Origin of the sequence: Dyadobacter sp. NIV53, assembly GCF_019711195.1 — a bacterium.
Lineage (GTDB): Bacteria > Bacteroidota > Bacteroidia > Cytophagales > Spirosomataceae > Dyadobacter.
The window spans coordinates 3,489,057-3,502,253 of the sequence record NZ_CP081299.1 but is presented as its reverse complement, the minus strand read 5'-3'; the positions used below and the strand labels follow the sequence as shown (position 1 = coordinate 3,502,253).

Below are 13,197 nucleotides of genomic sequence, written 5' to 3'. Positions count from 1 at the left end.
TGTTGAAAGCGGGTTAATTTGGTTGAATTACCTGTTTTCAACATGATTTTTCATTTAAATTACATACATGAGAAAGTTACTAATAGCTGTTTTTATTGGTTTGAGCGGAGCATTTGGGAGCTGCTCAGGAAAATCTCCCGCAACAGAAACGCCTCAGCCAACAGATACAACGACGGCAAACAAAGTTGCGGTTTGGGTTACGAATGGAACACAGAGTAAATTACTGAAAAGTGAAAATGCGCTTTCCATTGTGAAATCAGGCACGGTGCCCCCATCTGCAAATCTGATCAATATTGATTTTGGGTCCAAATTGCAGGAAATTGAAGGTTTTGGAGCGGCGCTAACAGGTTCGTCGGCTTATTTGATCAATAAAAAACTGAATGCCACGCAGCGGGAAACATTTCTGAAAGATTTGTTTGATCCGCAAACTGGTATCGGCGTAAGTTATTTGCGTATTACAATGGGTGCTTCAGACTTTTCTCTGGAAGATTTCACTTATGATGATTTGCCTGCCGGACAAACGGATGCGACGTTAAGCAAGTTTTCCATTGCAAAAGATCAGGATGATTTATTGCCTGTTTTGAAGTCAGTGGTAGGTTTGCAGCCGTCCATTAAAATCATGGCAACACCCTGGTCAGCGCCGGCTTGGATGAAAACCAGCGGAAAACTGGGAGGAGGAAGCCTTAAACCAGAATGGTATGCAGCCTATGCCAATTATTTTGTCAAGTATCTTGACGCATACAAAAAAGAGGGAATTACCATCGATGCCCTTTCTGTACAGAACGAACCGTTGCACGAAGCGGCCTATCCGTCGATGGGAATGGATTCCTCCGCACAGGGGGAATTTATTAAAAATCATCTGGGCCCACTTTTCAAGGATAACGGTATTAAGACAAAAATCCTGCTTTACGATCACAATTGGGACAGGCCGGGTTATCCGATGTCAATTCTGAGCGACCCAAAAGCGAGTCAGTTTGTAGCAGGTTCCGCTTTTCATGCTTATGGAGGAAATGTTTCTGCGATGAGTACGGTTCATGACAAGTTTCCTGACAAAGGACTTTATTTTACGGAAATCTCCGGTGGAAAATGGGCGACGAATTTTTCTGATAATCTGAAATGGAACATGTCCAATATTTTTATCGGAACGGTAAATAACTGGTCGAAAAACGCATTGTTGTGGAATATTGCTCTGGATGAAAATGATGGTCCTAAGAATAAAGGATGTGATAACTGCCGCGGCGTTGTAACGCTTTCTTCAAATGGCACCATTACAAAAAATGTAGAATATTACACAATCGCACATATGTCCAAATTCATACGTCCGGGCGCATTTCGGGTACAATCGGATAAGTTTGCTTCTGCTACTCAGCTGGAAAGCGTGGCGTTTGTAAATCCAGACGGATCAAAAACATTGGTTGTTCTGAACCAGGGAGCGGATAATAAAAAATTTACGGTTGGAGTCGGCGAAAATCAGTTCAGCTATACGATTGAGCCGAATACGGTGGTTACTTTGGTTTGGAAATAAAAGAATTTAAGGATGGCTAAGATTCAAATATTCTGGCTATCCTTAATGTCTTCTTTTTCATAAAATATCTTTCCTATTCGTTCAATGTGGTTGGTAAGTTCCGCATTATCAATCTGATTATAAATCGAAAGATCAAAATTGTAAGGCAAGAGCAAATCATCGAGTTGGTGATCAATTCTTGTCATTAACAAAGAGGTTAAGTTTGTTCCTTTAAATACAAAATCAATATCAGAGCCGGGTTTAAAATTGCCTTTTGCTCTCGATCCATATATCACAACCTGTTCAACGTCGGGAAACTGTTGTAACACGCTGGTGATGTTTTGTATCGTTATTTGACTTAAACCAAATTTCATTTTTAGAATTAAATTTTATTTCATGTCGACAAATCCGGTCATTTTAGCTTCAAAATCTCTAAATAAGCCGTTGTAAATATTAATGATCTTAAAAACTATTTCATCAGCAGTAGCTTCATTGTACGTATGCGAAGTCAGGTTTCTGCTTCGAATCATATCCATCCACCCTTCTCCATCGGTTATAACGCCATTTTCAAAAGCCAGGCGAGTGGCGCTTCGCGAGCCCATTATTGCGGTGTTTCCTTCAAATTCAAAGAAATCTTTCATAACATTCCAGGCAAGCTCGTGCGTGTATTCGAATCTTTGAATCAGTCCCTCTTTTTCAAGATCTGAGAGATCATGTATTGCTACTACTTCCGCGACTGCATTTAATTTCCCAAATGCTTTTCTGAAATTGGAAAAGCGTTGAATCCATCTTGTGTCTTTTTCCATATAAATACACTAACTTATTAAAGATTTTTGCTGAGAAGTGTCAGTTTATACAAATGTAAGTAAGAAAAATTGTGATTAACCAGCTACTAAAAACTCAAAAGATTCGCACAAGATGAGACTTTAATTATTTTTTCAAATAAAAATATCCTTCACGCAACCGTAACATTTTATTCAACGTATCAGTAAGAAAAACAAAATAGCATGCCCGAGTATAACTCCGCCGTTCTTCAAGAACTACTCGACGGCTGTTTGAAGAAAAACCGCCGCAGTCAGGAATTGCTCTATAAGCAGTTCTACGGATATGCTATGAGTGTTTGTTTACGGTATTCGAAAAGTAAGGAAGAAGCAAAGGAAATACTCAACGATGGTTTTTTTAAGGTCTTTACAAAGCTCGAAAGTTTTGATACAGACCGTTCATTTAAAACATGGTTGGGTAGGATTATGATTAACACAGCCCTCGATCATTACAGGCAGGAAGTACGGCGCGACATTTATGAAAATGTCGAAGCGGGAGAACAAGTGTCTGTTGATGAAACGATTATCAGTAAGCTTGCCCACGAGGAACTGGTTGCCCTGATCCAAAAACTGACGCCTTCTTACAGACTGGTTTTTAGTTTATATGTTATTGACGGCTATACACACGAAGAAATTGCGGACCAATTGAAAATTTCACTTGGTGCTTCAAAATCAAACTTGTCACGGGCAAGAGAAAAATTAAGAGAGATGTTATCCAAAATAAACATTGACAATTATGATAGAGTTACCAGATGACGAACTGGATAAGCTCTTCAGAAAGTCATCAGAAGAGCTTGATCCTGATTATGAACCCAAAGACTGGAATGCTTTAAGTAAGCGCCTGGATCGGGAGGATGGGAAAACTCCGGCCGCATGGTTCCGTAAATGGTGGGTAGCGGGATTGTTGGCACTATTAGTACCGGTAGGTTTGGGCGTTTATTATTTATTAAGCGATTCCAATTCAGATAAAGAAAATGCTGAATACAGGACAAACTCAAAAATTACAGAATCTAAATCTGTGATACCGTCCGGATCTAAGGAAGCAAAATCTTTGGAAGAAGTAAAAAATAACCCGGTAGAATCTGGCGGGACAGGGGCTGGGAAAACCACCGCGGAAAATGAAAAAGCAGTTGAAAGCAGCAGTTTGGAAACGCCGGAGTCTGATAAAGTAGTTTCAAAAACAGTTGACGCAGAAAAACCAGAAAATGCAAAAATATTGCCCCGGAGCCAGTCTAAGACAGGCGGAGTGTACTTAGAGCCTAACCGCTCGAGAAGGAAGGTAGGCGAAGGGGCATTTTATTCTTATAAAAATAAAAGCAGGAATAGAAATAAAATTGGAATTGAAAAGAGTCTTACCAGGAATTCAGATGAAGAGGAAATTGCAGAAGCCAGGAATTCCGGTTTTGCTTTAAACAAGAGTGTTTCAGGTAAAAAAGCTGGTGAAGTGAATGTGTCAGCAGCGCAAAATAATAGTCTGACGATTACCAAACCAGATTCTTCGGCAGAGGAGAGCAGATTGTTATTATCAGCCGGTACATTACCTCATTTGCCGTTCAGCCAGGTAAAACCTTTGCAATTTCCTGCTATTGAATTAAGCAAAACGATTGAAACACCTGAACCGCCTCAACAGGAAAAACAAAACGAACCATATCCGAAAATGGCTTTTCGTTTTGGTTATTCTCCTGATCTGAGCACAGTAGGTTTAAAGAATTTCTCAAAACCTGGTTCGGCCGTTTCACTGATGATTGAATACGCGTTAATACGGAAATTATATCTTCAGGTAGGTGTAGTAAGGAGTGTAAAAGTGTACAACGCTAAAGCAGGCGAATATGAATGGCCTTCTGACTGGAAACCTCAAAAGGTGTATCCAACCAGTGTAGACGGAACATGTAAAATTTTCGAAATTCCATTGAATCTGAGATATGATATCAGTCAGAGTGACCGTTCAAGATGGTTTGCCGGAGCTGGAGTCTCGTCTTATTATATGGGGAATGAAAAATATATTTATAATTATCCTGAACATACTTATGGTGACGTTTGGCGTGATTATGAAACCAAGACAGGGTGGTATTTGCTAAGTCATGCAAATGCATCGATTGGGTATGAATACAGAATTTCAAAAAAACTCTCTCTGCTGGCTGAGCCATATGTAAAAATCCCTATCAAAAAAGTGGGTTATGGCAAAGTTGACCTCTTTACTGCTGGTATGTGGTTGTCAATCAGATATACGCCCGTTTTTAAGTAATACACATTTACAATTATTCACTCATATCTGTTAATCAATTACTCACTTATGGAAACGACGAAAGAAGACAAAATGAAACGTGGGGAATTCCTGAGAAGCCTTGGCCTGAGCACTTCAACCTTAATGGCATTCTATTGTTTGGGAACTACCATGACGGCATGCGGCACAGATTCTGACCCTGATCCGGTCGATCCGGGAACAGGGTCGGGCCTTACCGGTACTACCACAGGAAGCAATATTAATTTTACAGTTGATCTTACGCATACTTCCTACTCATCGCTTAAAACATCCGGACAATACAAAATAATAGGGGATGTACTCGTTGCTTTTACAACAGCAAGTGCCTACATCGCTTTATCCAAAATCTGTACGCATGAAGGAAATCCGGTACAATACCGCAGTGGCCTGAATGATGTTTATTGTCCAAGCCACCTTTCTGAATTCACTATTACGGGAGAAGTGGTACAAGGGCCGGCAACGACTGACTTGAAAGCCTATACCGCAACACTTTCAGCAGATGGAAATAAATTAACAGTAACCGCTTAATGAACAGAACTATGAACTCCGCCCGCATACTTCTTTTCGTTCTTTTGCCAACACTTGCTTTTGCACAGGACGACTTATTGAACCAACTACAAAAGCAGGATAGCACCCGGACTTTTCCGGTTACTGCCACTTTCAAATCCACAAGGGTGGTAAATGGGCAGTCGGTGGAAACGATGAAGAAAAATCATATGGACTTCCGGATTTCCCACCGCTTCGGAAGGCTTAATTCGGGAGCATATCAATTTTTTGGCCTCGATCAGGCGACCATGAGAATGGGGTTTGAGTATGGTATTACCGACAAATTCATGATAGGTGTCGGAAGGAGCACATCTCAAAAAGTGTATGACTTTTTTGGTAAATACAAACTGATCCAACAGTCAACCGGTGCACGCAATATACCTGTATCCGTTACACTTTTCGGTGGGACCGGTGTTGCTACGTTAAACAAGGAACTGGAATTTCAGGATAAAGTCTATTACACCGCGCAGGTTCTTTTGGCCCGGAAATTCGGAGAAAAATTTTCCCTGCAGCTTTCCCCGACCTGGCTGTTTCGCAATCATCCAGAAGTTACAGGAGATGAAAAATTGTTGCTGGCCGTGGGTATCGGCGGAAGATATAAGCTGTCGAAACGTGTTTCCCTGAATGGAGAATATTTTTATACTGCACGTGAAAAAAATACAGTTACAGCTCCCTACCATGACTCTATGTCATTCGGAGTTGATATTGAAACCGGAGGCCACGTTTTTCAGCTGCACTTTACCAATTCGCTGGGTATGATCGAAAAGCAGTTTATAGGAGAAACCACCGGAACCTGGGGAAAAGGGGATATTCATTACGGATTCAATCTTTCCCGAACATTTAGTTTTGACAAGAAAAGTAAGAGAGTACCCAATTAAACCAATCTTTTATGAAACGATACTTTTTGTCTGCCGTTATTTTAGCGGTACTAGGATCAGTACGTCCTGACAATGCAAAAGCTCAAAACACACTGTACTCTACCAGTGGCGGCAACACCCGTTTTTCATCCGAAACTCCGCTGGAAAATATCAATGCTGAAAACAAAAAAACACAGGCTATTTTAAATACATCCACCGGTGAGGTTGCTATCAGGATGAACATGGCTGATTTTGTTTTTCCCAATAAACTGATGCAGGAGCACTTCAATGAAAACTATATGGAATCGGCGAAATATCCAACGGCTACTTTCAGCGGAAAAATTGATAAAGCTATCGACTATACTAAGGACGGAGAATATGACGCCTCAGCAACCGGCAAATTCACGGTTCACGGCGTAACACAAACCAAATCAATTAAAGGCAAAATGAAAATTGACGGAGGAAAAATATCCATGCTTTCTGACTTTCAGGTAGCACTGACCGATCATAAAATTGACGTTCCTGAGATTGTATTTGTAAAAATAGCACAGGTCATTCAGGTGAAAGCTCAGTATGTACTTGCTCCACTGAAAAAATAACAGACGGATCATTTGTTATACGTTTTTGATTTTTAACAGCTTTAATGGAAAAAACACAGAAACGTATAACACTAAGGTTCGTTTATAATCCTGATATTATCTTCTCCTTTTCTTACCTGAGGTTTTCTTTTTGGAAACCGCTTTCTTCTTTTTAGCAACCGGCTTTTTCTTTACCGGCACCTTTTTCTTAACAGCAGTTTTACGTACAACAGGTTCAGCAATTTCCTCTTCTTCTGCCAATTCTTCCTCCGGTTCCGGAGAAGCGTTTGTTTCATTTTTGGATAATGCAAAATCCGTGTTTTCAGGATAATAAGGAAGTGATAAATTCAGTGCATCTTCCATATTTGTAGAAGCGTCAATCGCTTTAAGCCTGAACGAATAATTATAAATTTTGGCAGGAAGAAGGTATTTTTCGTGTACTCGCTGCGACCAGCTGTCATCACCTCCCAGTCCCATTTGGGCCAGGTCAATATTTACGGTCGTGTTATTGCCTCTTGCCAGAACTGCCCCTTTTTCCTTTGCCTCATTGAGCTGAGTATCCGAATAATCGTGCACATTTATATTGAAAAGCGAATCGCTGATGGCCAGTAATCCGGTACCTTCCTGATTGGTAACAGCCGCCCAGCGAACGTCTGTTTTATTTCCGTTTTCCTGCGGAGAAATATAGGGAAAATGCTGCGAAGCAACTGTTCCTGCATACAGCCCGATACGGCCACTTGTTTTTCTGTCAGAATACGTTTCGTGCGGCCCATTGCCATACCACTGCATTTTACTGAATGCGGCAGGCATGGAAAATTGCATACCTATTTTAGCCAGAGGCGGCCAGTTGCCCGAAGGAATGAAAGTATTACTGACATGAACATCGCCGGTGGCATATATGGTGTAAACAGAATTAACCTGAACTTCTCCATTTTTGCCTTTCAGCCTTTTACCAAGAATCACCCTGTATGCATGAGTATTGATCTGTTCAGTACGCATACTGGTAGAAACCTGTTTCAGCGAATCCAACCCCGCTTTATACCAATCTGATGCAAAGCTGTTATTTTTACCACCCAGATCATTATCAGTTGGAACCCGCCAAAAATTAGCATCCGGGCCTGATTTCAGCATTTCTTCTTTTTTGTTTTTAAAAGAAATGATCCCGCCTGCTTTTTTATCAAAAGTTACAGAAAAATTCTGGCCGTTAATGACTAATCTGTTACTATTGATCTGAGTTGTTTTTAGTGCTGTATGATCAGTCAGGCTGATACTCCTGATTTCTGGTAATACTGCAAAAACCGGAACTTGCTGCCAGGCAATTTCATGCCCTTTTGGAGCCCATGATGTTGCGGTTTTTAATGTTAAACTCAAATTTAAAAAGTACTCACTTTTAGCTGATCTGGCATTTGCAGGTATTTCATACGGAATGGTCAGCTGCTGTGCCTGATGAGCAGGAACGTCCAGATCCGCGATAATTCCTTTTCCGATAATTTTACCATTTTCCTGTAAAGACCACGAAAGTTCAAAACCGTTCAGTGGGATAAAATCGTAGTTATTACGGATTGTTATTACTTTCTGTCCTTGCAGGAGCGTATCCGGCATTTCAAATTTGACGTACTGGTAGACCTTTTTAACTTCATTGATCTCAGGCTGAGGAACACGGTCAGGATTTACCAACCCGTCACCGGCATTGGCTCCGTCGATCTCATTGAAATAATCCCAATATGCAGAACCGTCCGGATTTTTAAGTTTCAAACCCTGATCAGCCCAATCCCAGATGAAACCGCCCTGCATGGTGTGATTTTTTTCAATTACGTCCCAGTATTCTTTCAGATTTCCAATGCTGTTTCCCATCCCGTGTGCATATTCACAAATAATCAAAGGACGGGTTTTGTCCTGTTTTACGAGTTCAAGCATATCTTCCGTGGATGGATACATGACTGAAATAATATCGAAATTGCTTAGCGTAGCAGGTTTGTAATCTTTCCTTCCTTCGTAATGAATGGGCCGGGAAGAATCAGCCAGACGGATAAAGTCAGCCATCGCCGTAAAATTATCACCCATTCCCGATTCATTGCCCAGTGACCAGATAATTACCGAAGGATGGTTTTTATCCCGTTCCACCATCGCAGTTCCGCGTTCCAGAAACGCTGCCTTCCATTCAGGTTTGTCGGCCAGGATAATATTTTTACTCCATAATTCATGGCTTTCAATATTGGCTTCATCCATTACATACAGGCCAATCTGGTCGCAGAGGTTATACCATTCCGAAACATTGGGATAATGCGATGTACGTACGGCATTGATGTTGTTTTGTTTCATCAGCGTGATGTCCCGGATCATGGATTCCCGGCTGATAACCCGTCCCGTTTCAGGATCGAACTCGTGACGGTTTACACCTTTAATCAAGATCGCCTTGCCATTAACAAGTAGCTGCCCGTTTCTTATCCGGACTTCACGAAACCCTACTTTCTGGCTGACCGCTTCGAGTATTTTTCCATCCGAATTCATCAGTTGGATAGTCAGGGTATATAAATAGGGCGTTTCTGCGCTCCATTTAGCAGGATTAGGTACAGGTATGCTTAATCTTACCGCTGCTTCCTTCGCCGGTTCCAGATCACCGATCATGCGGCTTACGGGTTCAGTAACCAGGGATTTTTTTTCATCATACAAAGTGAAAACCAACTGATGTGCATGAATTGCCGGGGTGCCAAAGTTTTTTACAAATGCATTTATTTTAAGTGTAGCGTCTTTATAATCAGCACTGAGATCGGTTTGTACGGAGTAGTCGGTAATTGCGGTTTTTGGAAGAATAAGCAGATTAACATCCCGGAAAATACCTGACAAACGCCAAAAATCCTGATCTTCCAGATAGCTTCCGTCGGACCAGTTGATCACCTGCACTGCCAGCTGATTAACTCCTGGCTTTATATCTTCGGTTACATCAAATTCAAAGGGAGTCATCCCATCTTCGTGATATCCGATTGCCACGCCGTTCAGCCAGACATAACAAGCCGACTGAACACCTTCGAAACGCAGAAAAACAGTTTTATCTTTAATATATTCAGGTGCTCCAAATGCTTTGCGGTACATCCCGACCGAATTTGTATCGGCAACAATACGCGGCGGATTTGCCTTAAACGGATGTTTAATATTCGTAAATATGGGGCGGTCGTAGGCGCGGCCTTCTTTTGCAGCAACTACCTGCCAGTTGGAAGGAACAGGAATGTCGTCCCAGCTAACGGCAGAAAGTTTTGGGTCAAAAAAATTAGGTAATGCTTTGGACGGATGCGAAGCCCATTTGAATTTCCAGGTTCCGTTCAGAGACATTACAAACGGTGATTTTTTATCCGCCTGTAACGCACTTTTTTCATCCGGGTACGGAATGAAATCTGCACGTTTAGGTTCTGTATTAATGCTGAAGGCCTTTGGGTCCTGCCATTCAGGAATATTTTGGGCTAGCCCGTAATCACTAAAAATCAATAGCAAAAAACAAATAATAGCAGGAGAGCGAAAGGTGTGTAATCGTGGCATATTTAACACTTGGGCGAAACAAATTGATCTTTTAATGATATTTATTTAAGAACAGGGAAGGTTGTATTTTTTTCAAAATTAGACATAAACAAAAGAAACAGGAGTGAAATAAAACCATAAATGAAGTTTTATTTCCATAATGCTATTAATTTGTCGCATTGAATTAAAACTTTTCTATGCTATTAGCAGTCGACGTTGGTAATACCGACACCGTTTTTGGACTTTATCAGACAGGCACCTGGAACCATATATGGCGCATGCGTTCATTGGTCCATGAAAATGTATCACATTATGAATCAAAATTAAGGCTGCATTTTTTAGAAGCAGGTTTATCATTTGGCGATGTAAAAACGGTTGTGTTATGCAGTGTTGTACCGGATATGACACCGATCATTCAAAAAATGCTGCGTTCACTATTTGGAGATGAAATTATTATGGTCGGGCCGGATATTTATCCCGAACTGGATATTGCCATTGATCATCCCCACGAAATCGGGGCCGACCTGATTGCCAATGCAGTAGCGGTGATGTCACGCTATAAACAAAATTGTGTAGTTGTCGATTTTGGTACGGCACTTACATTTACGACTGTTTCCAAAGATGGGAAAATATTAGGTGTTGCGATTTTGCCGGGTTTGGTAACGGCTGTTAAAGCACTCTTTGCCAATACGGCCCAGCTTCCCGAAGTTCCATTAAAATTGCCTGCTTCTGCTATTGGAAAAAATACGACAGAAGCAATCCAGGCAGGAATTTTACTGGGTTACGAAGGTTTGGTAAAATCACTTATTCTCAGGATCAGGACCGAACTGGGTGGAGATTGCATTGCAGTTGCCACGGGTGGGTTATCATCTATAATTGAAACACTCAAAGACGAATTTGTAGAAATCGACAGAAAACTAACACTGGACGGTCTGAGAATCATAGGAGAAAGAGTGAAAAGTTTTTAAGGTTACACAGAGAACCACGGAGTAAAAAGAGCTGACGCTGCACGAAGCCACAGCGTTTTTTAATTATTCTCTGTGGTTCTCCACCGTACTCTGTGTACCTCTGTGTAACCTCCCTATCCACGGAAGATTCCGCTTTCAATCTTTACCAAATCCACCACCGGCTGATTGTACAAATATATCCAGCAATCCAAAACAGACTCATCTTCCATTTTTACAGGAACAATCCGCCTGACGTATAAACTTACATTTTCGTCTTCAAAAACTTCCTCGTACTCATCCAGTTCCCTGATCAGATCTGGTACATTTTGTAGTTCGTACACTTCACCATAAACTGTTGATTCACTGTCTTTTTCATAAACAGCACCCGGATACCAGTCTATTTTGTATAACAAACCAGGGAATGATCCGTTACCTTTAAAAACAGAAGAAGCATGCAGTTTTTGGGCAAAAGGATTACTGAATCCCTGCATGAGGGTGCCATAAACGAATAAATATTCCGGGCCTGCTGCCATGAAAATGAACAGATTTAATTTTATCTGTGAATAGTTATAATTTATAGAATTTTTCTATTCCAATATACAATCTGTTAACTTCTGATATTATTAAAAGTGGTATTTTTCTTATATTTACAGATATAGCTCTTCATCTTACAATAATACATCATGTACGAAAAGAATCTGGGAACAAAGCAAAAAGCATTAAAGATCAATCTGGATCGCCGGATTTACGGTTCATTTGCTGAGATCGGGGCCGGACAGGAAACGGCTGCATTTTTCTTTAAAGCCGGCGGCGCTTCCGGTACGGTTGCCAAAACCATGTCGGCTTATGACATGACATTCAGTGATGCTATTTACGGAACAGAAGAAGGCGGGCGGTATGTAGTGGAATCGAGGCTGATGAAAATGCTGAACAGGGAATATAACCTGGTTGAGAAACGCCTTTCTGAAAAACGCGGAGTCGACAGCCAGTTTTTTGCTTTTGCCAATACAGTGGTTGCGCTTAATTTCCAGAAAACAAATGAATCGCACGGCTGGATCGGACTTCAATTTCAGCTTACCCCATGCGGGCCGACTAATTATGTCGTGATCCATGTCCGGATGCGCGATGATGAAAACCTTTTACAGCAGCAGGCACTGGGAATTATTGGTGTAAATCTGATGTACGGCTGTTTTTTCTACTATAAATCTCCCGAGATATTGTTGCTGTCGCTCATGGACGATCTGACTTCTGATCGTATTGAGATTGATATGGTGCGGTTTAGCGGCCCTGATTTTGCGAAAGTGGATAACCGTCTGATGAGCCTTCGTCTTGTTAAAAACGGGTTTACCGATGCAGCATTATTTGGAAGTGACGGCGGGGTTCTGCAACCTTCCGAAGCATTATACAAAAAACATATCCTGATGATGCGTGGCCGTTTGCGCCCGATCACCAATGTACATATTGACCTGATCAGCAACGGGCAAAGGCAGTTTCTGGCCGAACCGGATGTGGATGAATCAGAAGGTCGTACTGGTTTCGGAGCTGACTTTACACAACCTGAAAAGCGGTGACCGCGATATTGACGAAAAGGATTTTCTGGATCGTGTCGATATTCTGTGTTCACTGGGGCACATGGTAATGATCTCGAATCACCACGAATATTTCCGTTTGATGGCATATCTGTCGAGGCTTACAAAACTGAAAGTGGGCTTACTCTTGGGTAGCCCGAGTTTGCAGGATATTTTTGAAGAAAAACATTACGAATTCCTTCCCGGAGGAATTCTGGAATCATTTGCAACATTGTTCAGCCGTAAAGTAAAGCTCTTCATTTATCCGACTTTACAACCGGATGGCTCTGTTTACAGCTGCGAAAATTTTATTATTCCTGATCATCTCCGTCCATTGTTTCAATATCTGGTTATCAACAATAAAATTGAAGATATCCATAATTATAACAAGGAAAATATGAGTATGACCACGGATAGCGTTTTGGAAAAAATCAAGAGAGGCGAACCTGGCTGGGAAAAACTTGTACCGGAAAACGTGGCACAGATCATTAAAGAAAAGTCGCTTTTCGGCCTGCCTAATGAAGACAATTATGTGGATACCGTAAAACAAATCCACCAGGCTGTCGGGAATCTTTGATAATTTTTTGAGGCCTTATGTTA

The 13,197-nt window shown here is 41.3% G+C and carries 11 protein-coding genes and 1 pseudogene; 8 read left to right on the top strand and 4 right to left on the bottom strand.

The window, feature by feature from the left end; genetic code table 11:
• The first annotated feature begins 67 nt into the window (after window positions 1-67).
• Window positions 68-1,525 (top strand): glycoside hydrolase family 30 beta sandwich domain-containing protein, encoded by a 1,458-nt coding sequence (locus KZC02_RS14150; RefSeq protein ID WP_221394683.1) that lies wholly within the window; start codon window positions 68-70, stop codon window positions 1,523-1,525.
• 23 nt (window positions 1,526-1,548) lie between these two features.
• On the opposite strand, the gene KZC02_RS14145 is transcribed toward KZC02_RS14150, so the two are convergent.
• Window positions 1,549-1,878 (bottom strand): nucleotidyltransferase domain-containing protein, encoded by a 330-nt coding sequence (locus tag KZC02_RS14145; RefSeq protein WP_221394682.1) that lies wholly within the window; start codon window positions 1,876-1,878, stop codon window positions 1,549-1,551.
• A gap of 15 nt (window positions 1,879-1,893) precedes the next feature.
• Window positions 1,894-2,310: a nucleotidyltransferase substrate binding protein gene (locus KZC02_RS14140; RefSeq protein ID WP_221394681.1), complete on the bottom strand. Its 417-nt coding sequence runs from the start codon at window positions 2,308-2,310 to the stop codon at window positions 1,894-1,896.
• 201 nt (window positions 2,311-2,511) lie between these two features.
• On the opposite strand from KZC02_RS14140, the gene KZC02_RS14135 reads away from it, so the two are divergent.
• The 5 genes from KZC02_RS14135 to KZC02_RS14115 are packed head-to-tail and all read left to right on the top strand — an operon-like array spanning window position 2,512 to window position 6,590.
• Complete coding sequence (locus KZC02_RS14135) at window positions 2,512-3,081, top strand: RNA polymerase sigma factor (RefSeq protein ID WP_221394680.1); 570 nt, start codon at window positions 2,512-2,514, stop codon at window positions 3,079-3,081.
• Window positions 3,062-4,570, top strand: coding sequence for a hypothetical protein (locus KZC02_RS14130; protein ID WP_221394679.1), 1,509 nt, complete (start codon window positions 3,062-3,064; stop codon window positions 4,568-4,570). The genes KZC02_RS14135 and KZC02_RS14130 overlap by 20 nt, the downstream gene beginning before the upstream one ends.
• Before the next feature lie 48 nt (window positions 4,571-4,618).
• A complete protein-coding gene (locus KZC02_RS14125) occupies window positions 4,619-5,116 on the top strand; it encodes a ubiquinol-cytochrome c reductase iron-sulfur subunit (protein WP_221394678.1) in 498 nt (165 codons plus the stop codon).
• A gap of 11 nt (window positions 5,117-5,127) precedes the next feature.
• Window positions 5,128-6,012 carry a DUF5777 family beta-barrel protein gene (locus tag KZC02_RS14120; RefSeq protein ID WP_221394677.1) on the top strand — a complete coding sequence of 295 codons (885 nt, stop codon included), beginning with the start codon at window positions 5,128-5,130 and terminating at the stop codon, window positions 6,010-6,012.
• A gap of 11 nt (window positions 6,013-6,023) precedes the next feature.
• Entirely contained in the window at window positions 6,024-6,590 is a 567-nt protein-coding gene (locus tag KZC02_RS14115; RefSeq protein WP_221394676.1) for a YceI family protein, read from the top strand.
• A gap of 96 nt (window positions 6,591-6,686) precedes the next feature.
• Here KZC02_RS14115 and KZC02_RS14110 read toward each other — a convergent pair whose 3' ends face one another.
• Window positions 6,687-10,103, bottom strand: coding sequence for a glycoside hydrolase family 2 TIM barrel-domain containing protein (locus KZC02_RS14110; protein ID WP_221394675.1), 3,417 nt, complete (start codon window positions 10,101-10,103; stop codon window positions 6,687-6,689).
• Between the two features lie 176 nt (window positions 10,104-10,279).
• On the opposite strand from KZC02_RS14110, the gene KZC02_RS14105 reads away from it, so the two are divergent.
• On the top strand, window positions 10,280-11,050 hold the full coding sequence (locus KZC02_RS14105) for a type III pantothenate kinase (protein WP_221394674.1): 771 nt from the start codon (window positions 10,280-10,282) through the stop codon (window positions 11,048-11,050).
• 113 nt (window positions 11,051-11,163) lie between these two features.
• On the opposite strand, the gene KZC02_RS14100 is transcribed toward KZC02_RS14105, so the two are convergent.
• The gene (locus KZC02_RS14100; RefSeq protein WP_221394673.1) at window positions 11,164-11,562 is read right to left on the bottom strand and encodes a gamma-glutamylcyclotransferase; all 399 of its coding nucleotides are present in this window, start codon (window positions 11,560-11,562) and stop codon (window positions 11,164-11,166) included.
• 150 nt (window positions 11,563-11,712) lie between these two features.
• Here KZC02_RS14100 and KZC02_RS14095 point away from each other — a divergent pair.
• A pseudogene (locus tag KZC02_RS14095) lies at window positions 11,713-13,174 on the top strand (TonB-dependent receptor).
• Window positions 13,175-13,197 lie beyond the last annotated feature (23 nt).